The 14,404-nt window shown below is 31.9% G+C and carries 13 protein-coding genes; 4 read left to right on the top strand and 9 right to left on the bottom strand.

The window, feature by feature from the left end; all coding sequences use genetic code 11:
- Positions 1-84 precede the first annotated feature (84 nt).
- The 4 genes from D1818_RS10585 to D1818_RS10570 form a co-directional block, all read right to left on the bottom strand.
- The gene (locus D1818_RS10585; RefSeq protein WP_118458746.1) at positions 85-1,728 is read right to left on the bottom strand and encodes a DEAD/DEAH box helicase; all 1,644 of its coding nucleotides are present in this window, start codon (positions 1,726-1,728) and stop codon (positions 85-87) included.
- 74 nt (positions 1,729-1,802) lie between these two features.
- Entirely contained in the window at positions 1,803-2,987 is a 1,185-nt protein-coding gene (locus tag D1818_RS10580; protein WP_118458744.1) for an SNF2 helicase associated domain-containing protein, read from the bottom strand.
- A gap of 63 nt (positions 2,988-3,050) precedes the next feature.
- Positions 3,051-4,220, bottom strand: a complete 1,170-nt coding sequence (locus D1818_RS10575; protein ID WP_118458742.1) for a DegT/DnrJ/EryC1/StrS aminotransferase family protein — start codon at positions 4,218-4,220, stop codon at positions 3,051-3,053.
- 145 nt (positions 4,221-4,365) lie between these two features.
- The gene (locus D1818_RS10570; RefSeq protein ID WP_118458740.1) at positions 4,366-6,177 is read right to left on the bottom strand and encodes a T9SS type A sorting domain-containing protein; all 1,812 of its coding nucleotides are present in this window, start codon (positions 6,175-6,177) and stop codon (positions 4,366-4,368) included.
- Between the two features lie 208 nt (positions 6,178-6,385).
- On the opposite strand from D1818_RS10570, the gene D1818_RS10565 reads away from it, so the two are divergent.
- Complete coding sequence (locus D1818_RS10565; RefSeq protein WP_118458738.1) at positions 6,386-7,633, top strand: 3-deoxy-D-manno-octulosonic acid transferase; 1,248 nt, start codon at positions 6,386-6,388, stop codon at positions 7,631-7,633.
- Here the strand turns inward: D1818_RS10565 and D1818_RS10560 are convergent.
- Entirely contained in the window at positions 7,630-8,286 is a 657-nt protein-coding gene (locus D1818_RS10560) for a DUF2461 domain-containing protein (protein WP_118458736.1), read from the bottom strand. The genes D1818_RS10565 and D1818_RS10560 overlap by 4 nt on opposite strands.
- A gap of 107 nt (positions 8,287-8,393) precedes the next feature.
- Between D1818_RS10560 and D1818_RS10555 the strand changes: the two genes are divergently transcribed.
- Positions 8,394-8,678 (top strand): hypothetical protein, encoded by a 285-nt coding sequence (locus D1818_RS10555; RefSeq protein ID WP_118458734.1) that lies wholly within the window; start codon positions 8,394-8,396, stop codon positions 8,676-8,678.
- 79 nt (positions 8,679-8,757) lie between these two features.
- Here D1818_RS10555 and D1818_RS10550 read toward each other — a convergent pair whose 3' ends face one another.
- Genes D1818_RS10550 through D1818_RS10535 form a run of 4 tightly spaced genes read right to left on the bottom strand, consistent with a single transcriptional unit; the run spans position 8,758 to position 12,386 of the window.
- A complete protein-coding gene (locus D1818_RS10550; RefSeq protein WP_118458732.1) occupies positions 8,758-9,378 on the bottom strand; it encodes a deoxynucleoside kinase in 621 nt (206 codons plus the stop codon).
- A 6-nt stretch (positions 9,379-9,384) separates the two neighbouring features.
- A complete protein-coding gene (locus D1818_RS10545; RefSeq protein ID WP_118458729.1) occupies positions 9,385-10,170 on the bottom strand; it encodes a hypothetical protein in 786 nt (261 codons plus the stop codon).
- 31 nt (positions 10,171-10,201) lie between these two features.
- Positions 10,202-10,882 carry a response regulator transcription factor gene (locus D1818_RS10540; protein WP_118458727.1) on the bottom strand — a complete coding sequence of 227 codons (681 nt, stop codon included), beginning with the start codon at positions 10,880-10,882 and terminating at the stop codon, positions 10,202-10,204.
- On the bottom strand, positions 10,875-12,386 hold the full coding sequence (locus D1818_RS10535) for a sensor histidine kinase KdpD (RefSeq protein WP_118458725.1): 1,512 nt from the start codon (positions 12,384-12,386) through the stop codon (positions 10,875-10,877). The genes D1818_RS10540 and D1818_RS10535 overlap by 8 nt, the downstream gene beginning before the upstream one ends.
- 148 nt (positions 12,387-12,534) lie before the next feature.
- On the opposite strand from D1818_RS10535, the gene D1818_RS10530 reads away from it, so the two are divergent.
- Both D1818_RS10530 and D1818_RS10525 read left to right on the top strand, forming a co-directional pair.
- Positions 12,535-13,353, top strand: a complete 819-nt coding sequence (locus tag D1818_RS10530) for a GLPGLI family protein (RefSeq protein ID WP_118458723.1) — start codon at positions 12,535-12,537, stop codon at positions 13,351-13,353.
- A 163-nt stretch (positions 13,354-13,516) separates the two neighbouring features.
- The gene (locus D1818_RS10525) at positions 13,517-14,398 is read left to right on the top strand and encodes a GLPGLI family protein (protein ID WP_118458721.1); all 882 of its coding nucleotides are present in this window, start codon (positions 13,517-13,519) and stop codon (positions 14,396-14,398) included.
- The last annotated feature ends 6 nt before the right edge of the window (positions 14,399-14,404 follow it).

Genomic DNA, 14,404 nt, shown 5'->3' with positions numbered 1-14,404 from the left:
TTTCTTTATTAGGAGACATTGGATTAGAAAGTATGTATGCTCATACTTAAAAATGAATACCTCTTTAAGATAATTTCATATTAATTACCTCAATAATTCCTCTAAATCACTTTCAATATAATCAGGAATCGCGTCAATAGCAATAATCTCATCAGAAAGGTTCTTTTTATGTTCTTGTAATTTAATGATCTTTTCTTCTATTGTGTTTTTAGTTATAAAACGAGTGACCATAACATTGTTTTTTTGACCGATACGATGAGCACGTGCAATAGCTTGTTTCTCAATAAAAGGATTCCACCAGGGATCTAACAAAATAACGTAGGAAGCCTTAGTCAGATTAAGACCTACTCCTCCAGCTTTTAATGAAATAAAGAACAAAGAGATTGCATCGTTTTCCTGAAATTCATTAACAATCTTTTCTCTGTCCGAACCTTTAGTTTGTCCTGTAAGACTGACAAAAGAAATGCTTTGATTTGTAGACCATTCCTGATATAAGTTTAAGTGAGATACAAAAGAGCTGAATATCAGTACTTTTTTATTGGATTTTACTAAGGTTTCTAAATAGGAGGTAACATCTTTAAATTTTCCGGAAGAACTTTCGGTATTATGATTTAGTAATTTAGGATGGTTGGCTAATTGTCTAAGTTTAGTTAATGTGTTTATAATATGAATTTTGTTAGTAGATACAGTATCAATACCTAGTAATAAATTTCTAGCGGCAGATTTTTGAGATTCGTATTCTTTTTCTTGCTCTGTAAGCATCTCTGTGTAGATTGTTTGTTCTGATAATTCAGGTAAATCCTTAGCTACTTGTTCTTTTGTTCTTCTTAGAATAAAAGGTTCTATTAATGCTTTTAGTTCTTTTACACGCTCTTCATTTTGATGTTTTTCTATCGGAGTTTTAAAGTGATCTTTAAAAAAAGGATAGCTTCCTAACATGCCAGGATTGATAAATTCCATCTGAGACCAAAGATCAGATAATGAATTTTCGATAGGTGTACCGCTTAAAGAAATTTTATGTTTTACGTTGATATCATTAATCGCTTTGAATATCTTAGATTCTTTATTCTTGATTTGCTGACTCTCATCAGTGATTAGATACGTAAATTCTGTTTTTTGTAGCGTAACAATATCTTTTGATAATGTAGTATAGGTAGTTAGAATAATATCATAAGTCTCTAGATATGGAGCTATTTTTTTACGATCGCTTCCTATATATTTTGTTATGGTTAAGTGTGGGGCAAATTTCAATATTTCCTGAGCCCAGTTAAATACTAATGAAGATGGTAATACAACTAGTGCTTTTAGATATGTTCTGACCTCTAAAGGATTGCTAAACAGATCTAATCGAATAGTTTTGATATCATCTGGAGCTGGAGCAAGCTGTTCTTTTGCAAAAGCTAATGTTGCGATGGTTTGCAATGTTTTTCCAAGTCCCATATCATCAGCAAGGCAAGCTCCCAATTGATTTTGATAATGCTTTACTAACCATTTTACACCTTCTTCCTGATATGGTCTTAAGGTAGCTTTTAATTTAGAAGATGGTTGGTAATCAATATCAATATTTTCTGAGATATCTAGTTCTTCTGGAGGAACAATCTGTTTTAAGAGCGTATAATTAACTTTGCTAACTAGAATACTATCTTCTTTTACCTTTCCAAAATTTGCTAGGCTTTTATAACGCGTCATCCATTCCAACGGAATAATGAAAATAGATTCATCGTTCATTGGAAAAAAGCGATTATTCTCTTTTATATATTTAATAAATTTAGAAAACGGAATTTCCTGAGAACCAATAAGAACTACTCCTTTGACATCGAACCAGTCATTTTTTTTTTGTTTTGGATCTCGATCTGATGCGGATCAAGATTTACCGATCTGTTTTCCAGATCAGGAAGTATTATCTCAAACCCTTCTTTTTCTAGTTCTTTATGATGTGTTTGAACCCAATTAAAAATAGCTAATGGATCATCAGAAGTTTCAAGCTCAAGCAAAAGATTACTATTGATCGATAGTCCTTTAGATTCAAGTAAAGCTATAATTTCTTTTTCGGCATTAGGATCTCTTTTGATCTGAGTTATTTGAATTTCTTCATTTTCTCCAAAATGTACGTCAGAGGAAGTTTTTTTGGCACTGTTATAGTCAAAAGAGGCTTGACCATAATTAAAAATTACCTTGGCAACATAATTTTCTTTTATGAAATCCTGAATAATTTCTATTCCATAAGATGCTATGTTTTTGTGAATTATGATCTCAAAACCATTCGCAATTACATCTACATTTTTTATAACAGGAATAATAACTTTATCTAGATAGGTTTTAATATGTTTTTTAGCAATAGTAATCTTTTCCTTGCTGAAAAATGGTTTTAATTTGTTAGCATTTAAGTTGCTAATATGGTAAATAGATTTATTAACTGTAATCCAGGAAGGTTCATTTAGTAATATCTGAATGCTATGATTCTGAGGAATTATAACTTTTTCTCCATCTTTTAAAGAAAAAGCATAATCTATTCCTTCATCTGTTTTTGTGAATTCTAAAATTGGATTGAGAATACTAGCACCAATTGATAATCTATGGACTTCAAAAGGGTCTTTTCTTTGAGCATTATGCACTACAGCATATTGGTTCTCAATTAAAAGGGCATAAAAAACAGAAAGCTTATTATTTATGTAATTGATAACTACATCTTTGATTTTTGGATCTTTTAGGATATCCGCTAAACCAAATGTTTTTCTTTTTTTAGCTGGTCTGAATTGCTGTTCTAAAACAGGAATTTTTAGACTAGCACATATTTCTAACAACTGTTCATGCGGTGTCTCTAAGTATGCTATTTTGAAACTAGCTAAAGTCTGAGGAGTAGCCTGCTTTTCTACATAACCAAGGCGGTCATTATTTACAGGTACAATATAGGTTTCTGGTAAAGGGGGAATTCCAGGAAAATTATTATGATCTACAAGATTATAACAAATACAAAATGAATCCATTATAGGCGTTTATGAGTTTTGTAATAATTAATTAAACAACTATGAATAATTAACTTTTTTAGCTTATTTAGTAATAAAATCGATAATAGTTTTTGTGATAAAATCAATTTGTTCATCATCTAATTCTGTATGCATAGGTAACGAAATGACTTCTTTCACAAGTTGATTGGTAACGGGGAAATCAGACTCATTATAACGCTCATCACGATACGCTTTTTGATTGTGTAAAGGTATAGGATAATATACACCACACGGAATTCCAGTGTCATTAAGATGTTTTGCTAATGCATCACGATCTGCATTGATGATACGAAGTGTATACTGATGAAATACATGACAGTTACATGAATCGCAAATTATATCTGAACTAGTTCCACAACTATTTCCTTTTACTTTTGGTGTTATTATATTCTCTACACTTTCAAAAGCTTTGTTATATTTTCTTGCTGCCATTCTTCTGGCATTATTATAAGAATCAAGATTAGGTAGTTTGGCTCTAAGTACTGTAGCTTGTATGGAATCTAATCTAGAATTAACGCCAACTACATCGTGATGATATCTTTTATACATTCCGTGATTCACAATTCCACGAATAGTATGTGCTAAATCATCATCATTAGTGAAAATAGATCCACCATCTCCGTAACATCCTAAATTTTTCGAAGGGAAAAAAGAAGTAGAAGACACATGACCAATAGTTCCTGTTTTGGCAACTTTTCCATCTGCAAATTTATAACTAGAACCAATACCTTGTGCATTATCTTCTATTACATACAAATTATGCTCTTTGGCGATTTCCATAATTTCATCCATATTGGCAGCTTGACCAAATAAATGAACAGGAACAATTGCTTTTGTGTTTGGAGTGATAGCTTTACGGATAGCATTTGGATCAATATTAAATGAATCCGGTTCTACATCTACTAAAACTGGTGTGAGCTGCAACAATGCAATTACTTCCACAGTAGCGGCAAAAGTAAAATCCGCAGTGATAACTTCATCTCCCGGTTTTAGGCCTAATCCCATCATCGCTATTTGCAAAGCATCTGTCCCATTTGCGCAAGGAATTACGTGTTTTACATCCAGATATTCTTCCAATTCTTTTTGAAAACTATGTACTTCCGGACCATTTATAAATGCGGCATTGGAGATGACATCGAGAATAGATGCATCCACACGCTCCTTTATTTGTTCATATTGACCCTTTAAGTCAACCATTTGAATCTTCTTCATAGGATGAGTTTTGTAACCCGACGAAAGTACGAAATAATGACACGATTGCCAATGTGATGACTAAGTTTTGATATGTTTTTTATTAACGAATAGCATCAAAATAGTATCATATTAGCAAACGCTTTTCTTTCAGATGTTTATAATCTTATTTTTTTACGAATTTTATAGTCTCCTTTTTGTTAACCTGCAAAAGATATATACCGCCAGATAATAGTTGTAGATTTTCCGATATGTTATACTGCGAATTTTGATTTACAGGAACAACAAAATCCATAATCTTTTTACCTGTAACATCGTAAATGTCTATTGAAATTTTATCAGAAATATTATATCCCTCAAGTGATAACAAAGCGTAGTTTTTAACCGAATTTGGAGTGATCTTCATAGATTTTTCAGTTTTGTTAAAGATATCACTTGCTCCTTCATCCATATTCAAAGCTTTATTAATATCACCAACTACAAAACCAGAGATGATACTCCTTTTAAAATTGCCGTTACTTTCTGAGTTTAGAAATAGGCTGTATACACCTTCATCAAGATTTTTAGTGTCAAAATAGAAACTACCATCCTTTTTATGGAAAGTAATTACTTCTGGATCATTTTTTAATGAAGTTCCATCAATTTTAGAAGTTTTGGTAATTACACCACGTATTTCCGTATTGACAAGTAATTCACTATTTTTTTTCTTTGAAAAAATATCAACTTTTAATGTGGGATAGTTGTTTTTTATTTGATGTTCTAAAGACATGGTAATTCCATTATTTTGTCTGATAAAAGCGGCAAAACGAGAATCACTTTTCAGCTGAATATTACTTTCAGAAAATGGAATCACTGTTTTATGATCCTCTTGATTATGACTTTTTAGTGTGCTTATTTTTTTTTGATCCTGATCAAAACCCTGAAATTCGGCCGTTGGTTTTTCATGAAGAATTTCTGCCACTGCAAATGAGGAGTTTTTGTCTAATAATACTTTATCATACTCGTTTTCTGAATGAATGATATAATAATTGCTTTCTGTGATAAAATTGGCAGGAGTTTCCGTTTCAAAAGTTTGATTACTATTGCGAGAGCGATTTTGTAGATATGATTTTACATATGGCCAACTAAACTGTCCCAAACTTACATCAATATGATCAAAAAAGGCTCGAAAATCATTTTTCCTGAATACATATTCTGCACCAGGTCTAAGCGTACTTCGATAAGGAGCGACACCATCATTAGCTCCTTGCACTGGAAGTAAAATTCCGCCTGTAGCCGTAAAAGCTGCTCTGGCAAGTAGGTTGGATCCATTAAAATATCCAGATGCCCCTAATACTACAAATTTTTCAGGTTCGTTATTAGGATTATTGTCTAGATAAGGGCGCACTACATCTCTACAGTAATATGTTGTTGATGTTCTTGCTCCTTCGTTTAACCCTGTTAGTCGCCAGGCCCAATTTAACCAAGGCATTTGGGAAATATCGGCCAAATAAGTTCCCCAATAAGGAGTGCCCAACGCAAAAACTTGTTGCACTTTATCCTTTTTTCCATATTGTATCATGGCTGCTTCTGCAGCTTTTCCACCATTACTATGTGCTATAATGGATACATCTGTTACATTATATTTTTCTGTGATAATGTCTATTGATTCGGCTAATAATTCTCCATTAACCCATATACCGCCACCTCTTGTAGTGGCTACAAAAACCGCTTGATACCCTTCATCATATGTTTTTTGATAAAAATTGTTATCAAATAGAAATTGTGTTTGATTTAGATCGATATATCCATGATTAAATAGAATCACTTTTCCATTATAATTAGGTGGAGTAACACCGTGGTGAATTGTAGATTTAAAAAGAGGTCCTATAAAAAAAGGACTAAGTTGATCTGGTTTTGGGAGTTGAACTTCTACAAAATTCTGGGAGCATAATATTGCACAGGAAAACAATGCAATTAAAGTAGTTTTTAATTTCATAAAGCTTAGAGTTTGTGTGATGATAAGTGTCAATTTAGTAATTTTATTGATTTTATTTTGTTAAAAACATAAAAAAACATGTTTATTTTTATTAAAATTTAAATTTCATTGAATTTTAATCAATTTGGCAAATATACTTTTTGAATAGAATGTTTATCAGTTTTTATAAGAAAGAGCCGTATTTTAGCGACGCATAAAATCAGAACTCTTGAATTTTTTATATAATCTTCTTATCTCAGCATTCAATGCGTTGCTTCCGATTATAGGATTAATAAGTCCAAAACTTACACTGTTTGCAAAAGGAAGGAGAACAGTGTTCGAGGTATTAGCAAAAAGTATAAATAAAGAGGATAAAGTGATTTGGTTTCACTGTGCGTCATTAGGAGAATACGAGCAAGGGGTTCCTGTAATGGAAGAGGTTAAGAAAAAGTACCCTACTCATATCTTATTAGTTACTTTTTTTTCCCCATCAGGGTATGAAGTGAAAAAAAATAGTACCCTTGCGGATGTTATTGTTTACTTGCCAATAGATACTAAAGCGAATGCTAGTAGATTTGTGAAATTGGTAAACCCACAACTTGCTATTTTTGTGAAGTATGAGTTTTGGCCTAATTATTTGAAGAAGCTAAAATCTAACGATATTCCTATTGCCATAATTTCTGCCACATTTCGAAAAGATCAAGCATTTTTTAAGTGGTATGGTGGTTTTATGCGATCAGCTTTAAAAACGGTGGATCATTTTTTCGTACAGGATACTACTTCACAACAATTATTAAATCAAGTTGGGTTTGATAATGTTACTATAAGTGGTGATACACGTTTTGATAGAGTATCACATCAAATAGAAATGGATAATCAAGTAGATTTTATTTCAGAATTTATTGGAGATAGACTATGTATAGTTATAGGAAGTTCCTGGTCAGAAGATGAAGAAGTATTTATAGATTTTGTAAACCAGGCTTCGGATGATTTGTGTTTTATCATTGCGCCACATGAAATAAAAGAGAATGGGGTACAAGCGCTAAAAAAGAAGCTGAAACACAAAACGGTTCTTTTTTCTGAAAAAGAAGGAAAAAAAATGAGTGAATATAAGGTGTTTATTATGAATACAATTGGGTATTTATCACGAGTCTATAGTTATGGAGACATTGCTTATGTTGGTGGAGCGATGGGAACATCTGGATTGCATAATATTCTAGAACCTGCAACTTTCGGAATCCCTATTATAATTGGTAAGAATTTTGAAAAATTCAGAGAAGCGAAACAACTCCAGAAGTTAGCAGGGTTATTTTCGGTAGCTAATGCAACCGAGTTTACTAATATCCTGAACAAATTAATCGATAATAAAAAATTCAGACAACAGACAGGTATGATTTCCGGTCATTTTATCAATAGCAATACAGGAGCAACAAATAGGATCGTTAAATATTTAATTGAGAAAATAGATAAATTCTAAACCGTTACTGCCTCATTTAAGTATCTTCTAAAAGGAAGCATTTCTTTATATACTTCAATTACTCTTTCATTAAAATTACCTTGTAGAATTTCTTCTTTTGTCAAAGGATGAATAACAGCAATAGTTTTACGGCGTAATAAGTCTATGTGCTGGTGATCCATTGTATATCCTTTGGGAGCTTTTTTTAAAGAATCTCCATCATCGTATAATTGGCCAAATGTTTTTCGAAAAGTTTTTTTATTTATGATCTTAAGTAATTCATCTCCATTATAGTCAATTGCTTCACGAATACTATTTAGGATTTTATTATCCGGTTTCCAATAACCTCCCGCCAGTTCGCAATCGTTGATGCCAATTTGTATGTAAAAGTCTCCTTGCTTGGATCGTTGATCTAATCCGGCGGCAAAGTGATCTTTGTAAACTGGTTTGTTAGGGTGAAAAAGAAGATTATTATTAATTCTGTTAATTCCCTTTTTGCCAGATGTCGGATAATAATCGGGATCAATTTTAGCAAATTCTGTATCTAAATGATCCAACCAGTCGATAAAAGAATTACGAATTTTTTGGTACCATTTTCGGTTAGCATCCATCCATTCTTTGTTGTTGTTTTGTTGCAATTCAGAAAGAAATTGAAATAAGTCATTGAAATTCATTGTGTTAAAAAAATTAAGATTTTTTGTGAAAACATTACCAAGGTAATAGAAATAGTGAGATTAGAATGGCGTTATAGCCATATAATAACAACTAAAATTTTTATATTATGAAAAAAGTAATTTTAGCATTAGTGTTTTTATTTACTTTAAATGTAGCGTTTGTTTCTTGTAGAGATACAAATAAGGAAACAGAAAATGCCACTGAAGAAACTAGCGAAGTACAAAAAGAAGTTGAAAATACTGCTGAAGAAGCTGTAAAAGAAGCTGAAGCGATTGAAAAAGAAGCAGAAAATGCTGTGAAAGAGGCTGGTGAAAAACTTGACAAATCTTTAGAAAAAGCCGTAAAAGAAGATAATAAGGAAACTGAAACTGAAGGTGAACAACAATCTTAAGAAGTTTAAGTAGAAAGTAAACTTGCCAAAGGTGAGTTTTTAGAAAAAAGAAGGCCTTTCGATTAAGAAAGGCCTTTTATTATTTCTGGAATAATCCGTTTAATTCTGCATCAATACGGTTTATAATATTACCAAGATCTTCTGGATTGTCCACAAAATTAAGATGATCCACATCCACAATAAGTAGATTGCCTTTATCATAGCCATGAGCCCACGCTTCGTATCTTTCGTTTAGTCGGCTGAGATAATCTATGCTAATTGTATTTTCATATTCGCGACCGCGTTTATGAATTTGAGACACAAGATTAGGAATACTGCTTCGTAAATAAATAAGTAAATCAGGGCCTTCTACCACACTTTCCATTAAATCAAATAGAGATTTGTAGTTTTCGAAATCACGATTCGTCATTAATCCCATTGCGTGAAGGTTAGGAGCGAATATGTAAGCATCTTCATAGATCGTTCTGTCCTGAATGATATCTTTTCCACTTTCACGAATCTCAAGAATTTGTCTAAAACGACTATTCAGGAAATAGATTTGTAGATTAAATGACCAACGCTCCATTTTATTATAAAAATCCTCTAGATAAGGATTTTCCAATACATCTTCGAATTGAGGTTCCCATCGATAATGTTTGGCCAATAGTTTGGTTAATGTTGTTTTTCCGGCACCAATATTTCCAGCAATGGCTACATGCATAGTTGATTAATTTTTTTGGGGTGTTAGATCAAAACTGTAAATCTTACTTTGGTGGTAAATATAAAGGATTTCATTAGTAACATAAAACTGTTTTATAGGAATTTCCGGAAGATTTATTTTTTCTATTTCTTTTGTCTTTGTGGAATGATAATATAACCCGTCTTCTTTTAGTAATAACAGATCATCATTAATAATTCTCATATCGATATACCCGTCATTACCACTTCTGGTTAATAAACTTCCATAGACATTGAATTGGGAAAGCGTTTCTGAAGTAAGAATCCAGCAATAATTAAAATTACTATGTAGTTTAGTCGGAAGTTCGGTAATAGGTTGTGTGGTGATTAACGTTTTGTTAGAGATCGTATTAAATAGTTCTAATTGCTGTGTATTATTATCAAAAACCCAAACACTATTATCATTTGCGGGAGAAACCAATGAAACACTCTTAAATTCTGCAATAGTATTAAAGTTTATACGATCAATTTCGGATAAATACTTGTCAACTAGTACAATGGTGTTAGAAGACTCATAGAACAATACAATTTTTAACGGATTCAAAATAGATACTTGTGTGAGTTGGCCTAGAATAAAATCACCAAATTGCCACTCTTGATTATTCCATTTTTTATAAAAAATATTTCCTTTGGTGTAATAAACTGCACCAAAAGAGTCAAGCCCTAAAAAATGATCAGCTCCTAATGAGATGGAATCTCTTGCAATAGCATTCCTCTGAGCAGGACTGCTATAGACAAAACCGAATAAGATTAAAAAGAATAGTGCCTTCTTCATGAATTAGCAAAGTACAAAAATAAGGCCATTTCTAACAAACTAATTTATACCCAAACCCTCTAACATTAATAATCTGAATGGAATCGTCTTGTTTTAATTTTTTTCTTAGCTTGGTGATAAACACATCCATACTTCTACCATTAAAGAAATCATCATCCCCCCAAAGTTTTTTGAGAATCATAGAACGGTCTAATACTTGGTTTTTGTTTTTTACTAAATGAAATAACAAATGTGCTTCTCTATGGGTAAGCTGATGAGATTTACCTTCATAGTTAAGGATCTGTTTTGGGAAATCAAAAATATATTTACCAATTACAAGTGTTTCAGAATTTTGTTGCGTTTTAGTTCTATGAAGTAGATTGTTGATTCTAACTATAAGTTCTTCCATGCTAAAAGGCTTCTTTAAATAGTCGTTGCCTCCAATTGTGAAGCCTTCCACAACATCCTGTGTCTGTGATTTAGCCGTGAGGAATATAATAGGAATCGTATCATCTTCTAATCGAATTTGTTTGGCCAAAGTAAATCCATCTTTTTTAGGCATCATTACATCCAGCACCAATATTTTTGGCGCAACAGATTTATATATCGAATAGGCTTCTTCACCGTTTTGCGCAAGGTGCACTTTAAAGTTTCTTGTTTCTAAGCTTTCTTTGATAATTTGCCCTAATGAAGGCTCATCCTCAGCCAATACTATTTCAATGATTTTATCCATTGGGTAAAGTTATTTTGAAATTAGTTACTTCTTGATTAAGAAATAATTCTATAGTTCCTCCGTGCTTTTCGATGATAGTTTTAGTATAAAATAATCCAATTCCGAAACCTTTTACATCATGAGTATTTCCTTTTGGAACTCTATAAAACTTCTCGAATATTTTATCTTTTTGTGATTTATTTAATGATGTTCCATTATCCTTAATTTCAAGAATAATATGTGAATTCATGTTTTTTAAGTAAACTTCAATAGTATTTCCTCCATATTTGATTGCATTATCCACGATATTATTGATTGCATTTTCAAAATGAAAAGCATCTACTTTTTTCCGTATAGTCGATTTTGTAGAATGAAATTTGATTTTCTTTTCAGAAACACTTGCTTGATATCTGTTTGAAATTGTTTGAATAAGGTGAACAAGATTTAACTCTTCTAGATTTAATTCAAGTTCTTCGCTATCCATAGTAGCGGTTTCTAATATTTTCTCGACCATAGTGTTCAGCTTTCCTAGTTGGTTAGAAGACATCTCCACATATTTTTTAGTTTTTTCGGGGTCGTTTTCGCGATTAAAGTTTTGGATGCCTTCCAGAGCTGCACTAATAGTAGCAATAGGGGTTTTGAATTCATGAGTAATATTGCTAATAAGATCATTTTTCAACTCTGCTAGTTGTTTTTGACGATTAATAATATTCAAAAGATATAAAAGACATCCGATCACAGCACTTACTAGTAAAAATGATAACATAATACCAAAAAGATTTTTCTTAAGAATCATACGTGTAGTATTCATAAAAGATAATTCTAAAGAGCTTCCTCTTGGTAAATAGGATGATTTTGTCTTAGTTTTTAATTCGGACTGATTTATAATGGTGTCGCGCAGATTGAAAGAAGTACCTTTCTGATCCAGAAAAGTAACTCCATAGTTAATATTTAGCTGTTTTCGTTTTAATTGATTCCGGAGAATGGTATCTAAAACTTCTAATTTTAATGAATCTTCATTAATAGAAATTATAATTTTAGAAGTAAGTTCTTCAAAAATCTTTTTTCTTGAATCATTATTTTGGACGTGATTAATTGGACTAGAAAATTTGGAAGTTCCAGACGAATCTAAGTTATGATGCATATGCACATCTCTGAAATTTATACTATCCGCGGAAAAACTTCTGAATATTCTAATATCACTATGAACTGAATCATCAGAAAACGTATAACTCTTAAAATTAACATCCCCAGAATCTATTTTCTTTAGAAATCTTGAAAAACTACTTTTTTTAAAAAAATCTTTAATGTTTGAAGAGTCCGATGAAAATCTAATAGCGTTTCTTTCTGCTAATTCAGTGTAGTATTGATCTACTGCATTGTCTAAACTTATTTGTACATCATTAATTAACTGTTGTTTACTTGCTTCATAATTTTTAAAGTTCCAATAAACCTGAATGTTCAGTGTAACTAGAATTACAAGTGTAATGAAGTATAATACATTTTTATAGCTATTCTTTTGCATACTTCAAAAATAGGATTCTTAAACGATATAAAAACTATCGCTTAACACTCGTTAACACTGGTTAACTGTTTGATTTGTATGGACTCTTCATCTTTGTAAAAGAACAATTAAAATAAACAAATCTCAATAATAACTAAAAGATATAATTATGATAAGATTAATCGTACTGATAGCTCTATCCACATTAGGAAATATCTCTGCACAAGATTTTCAGGGAGTTGCAACCTATCAAACTAATAGGAAGTTGGATATTAAGTTAGATAGCACTCAGTTAAATTCTGAAATGCAGAAGCAGATACATGAGATGATGAAAAAACAGTTTCAAAAAGAATTCACCTTACATTTTAATAAAACAGAATCTGTTTATAAAGAAGAAGAAAGTTTAGAAACTCCGCAACCCTCTACAGGAATTAGGGTAATGGTAGCTGGATCTGGGGCTTCTGATATTCTTTATAAAAATAATAAAGAAGAGCGATTTGTAGCGCAACGAGAAATGCTGGGAAAAATGTTTCTGGTAAAAGATACACTAACTCATTATAATTGGAAGCTAGAGAATGAAACGAAGAAGATAGGAAACTATACCTGTTATAAAGCTACAGCCAAAAGAACAATTCAACGAATAACAAGTATGTCAACTAATAATGTTGCTGAGGAAAATGTAGAAACAGAAGAAGAAATAACGGTTACAGCTTGGTACACGCCAGAGATTCCTGTTAATAATGGTCCTGCTAATTTTTGGGGATTACCAGGATTAATTATGGCTATTAATGATGGTCAACAGAGTATGTTATGCGATAAAATAGTGTTGAGCCCGAAGAGAAAAGTAGAGATTTTAGAATCCAATAAAGGCAAAGTTGTAAATGAAAATAAATTCGAAGAAATTATGCGTAAAAAAATGCAAGAAATACAGGATAGAAGACCAAACCGGGATGATGGAAATAGTATGCAGATACGAATAGGAGGATAATCATCATAATCAATCAAAAAATGTTACAGAAAACTTGTATAAGCCGGTTTTGTATTGACATAAACAGTAGGCAATCAAAAGCTACTTTTTTAGGATATAATTAACTTATTTCTATTAAACCGTAAGCTAATACTAGAGTCTAAATATTTTAAAACTGCCTTATATGAAGACTGCATGTACTTTAGTTATTATTCTCGTAACCTCATTAACAATCGCACAGGATTTTCAGGGGAAAGCTTATTATTTTAGTAAGACAGGAATGGATATGGATTTTGTTAGACGACAAATGTCTGAAGATCAGAAGAAAGCCATAGCCGATCGGATGAAATCTGCTTTGGAAAGAACATTTATACTCACTTTTAATAAAAGCGCTGCAACCTATAAAGAGGAAGCAAAACTAGAGACGACTGAAGTTGGAGGTAGGTGGGGAGCGATGATTTCTGGAATAACATCTAATAACTATTATAAAAATATTAAAACGTCCCAGTATTATGATCAACGAGAATTTTATGGAAAAAACTTTTTGATTAAAGATTCGTTACCCTCTTATAGTTGGACTTTGGTTAATGAAACTAAAAAAATTGGAAATTATACTTGTTTCAAGGCTACAGCTACTAAAAAAGTTAATGAAGTTTTGGACTTTAGAGCTATGAGAAGAAAGGCTAGGGAGCAAAGAGACCGAAGAGAAAAAAGCAATGCTGATCAAGTAAGTATCAAAAACACTTCAGATGAGTTAGAAATATTAAAAGAAATAGAAGTTACAGCTTGGTACACACCAGAGATTCCCGTGAATCAAGGTCCTGGAGCCTATTGGGGGTTACCAGGTTTGATTTTAGAAGTTCAGGAAGGAAGAACAACATTATTATGTAATAAAATAGTTTTGAATGCTGAAGAAAAAGAAGAAATCAAACCGCCTACAAAAGGAAAAGATGTCACGCAAACTGAATTTGACGAAATCACAAAGAAGAAAGTAGAAGAAATGATAGAGCAATTCAGTACACAACGAAGAGGAAGAGGCGGCTTAGGTGGAGGGCGTCGAAATTAGACTTCT

It is taken from the genome of Aquimarina sp. BL5, from assembly GCF_003443675.1.
In the GTDB taxonomy this organism is placed as follows: Bacteria; Bacteroidota; Bacteroidia; order Flavobacteriales; family Flavobacteriaceae; genus Aquimarina.
The sequence above is the reverse complement of the archived record's forward strand: the minus strand, read 5'-3'. Positions and strand labels throughout refer to the sequence as shown.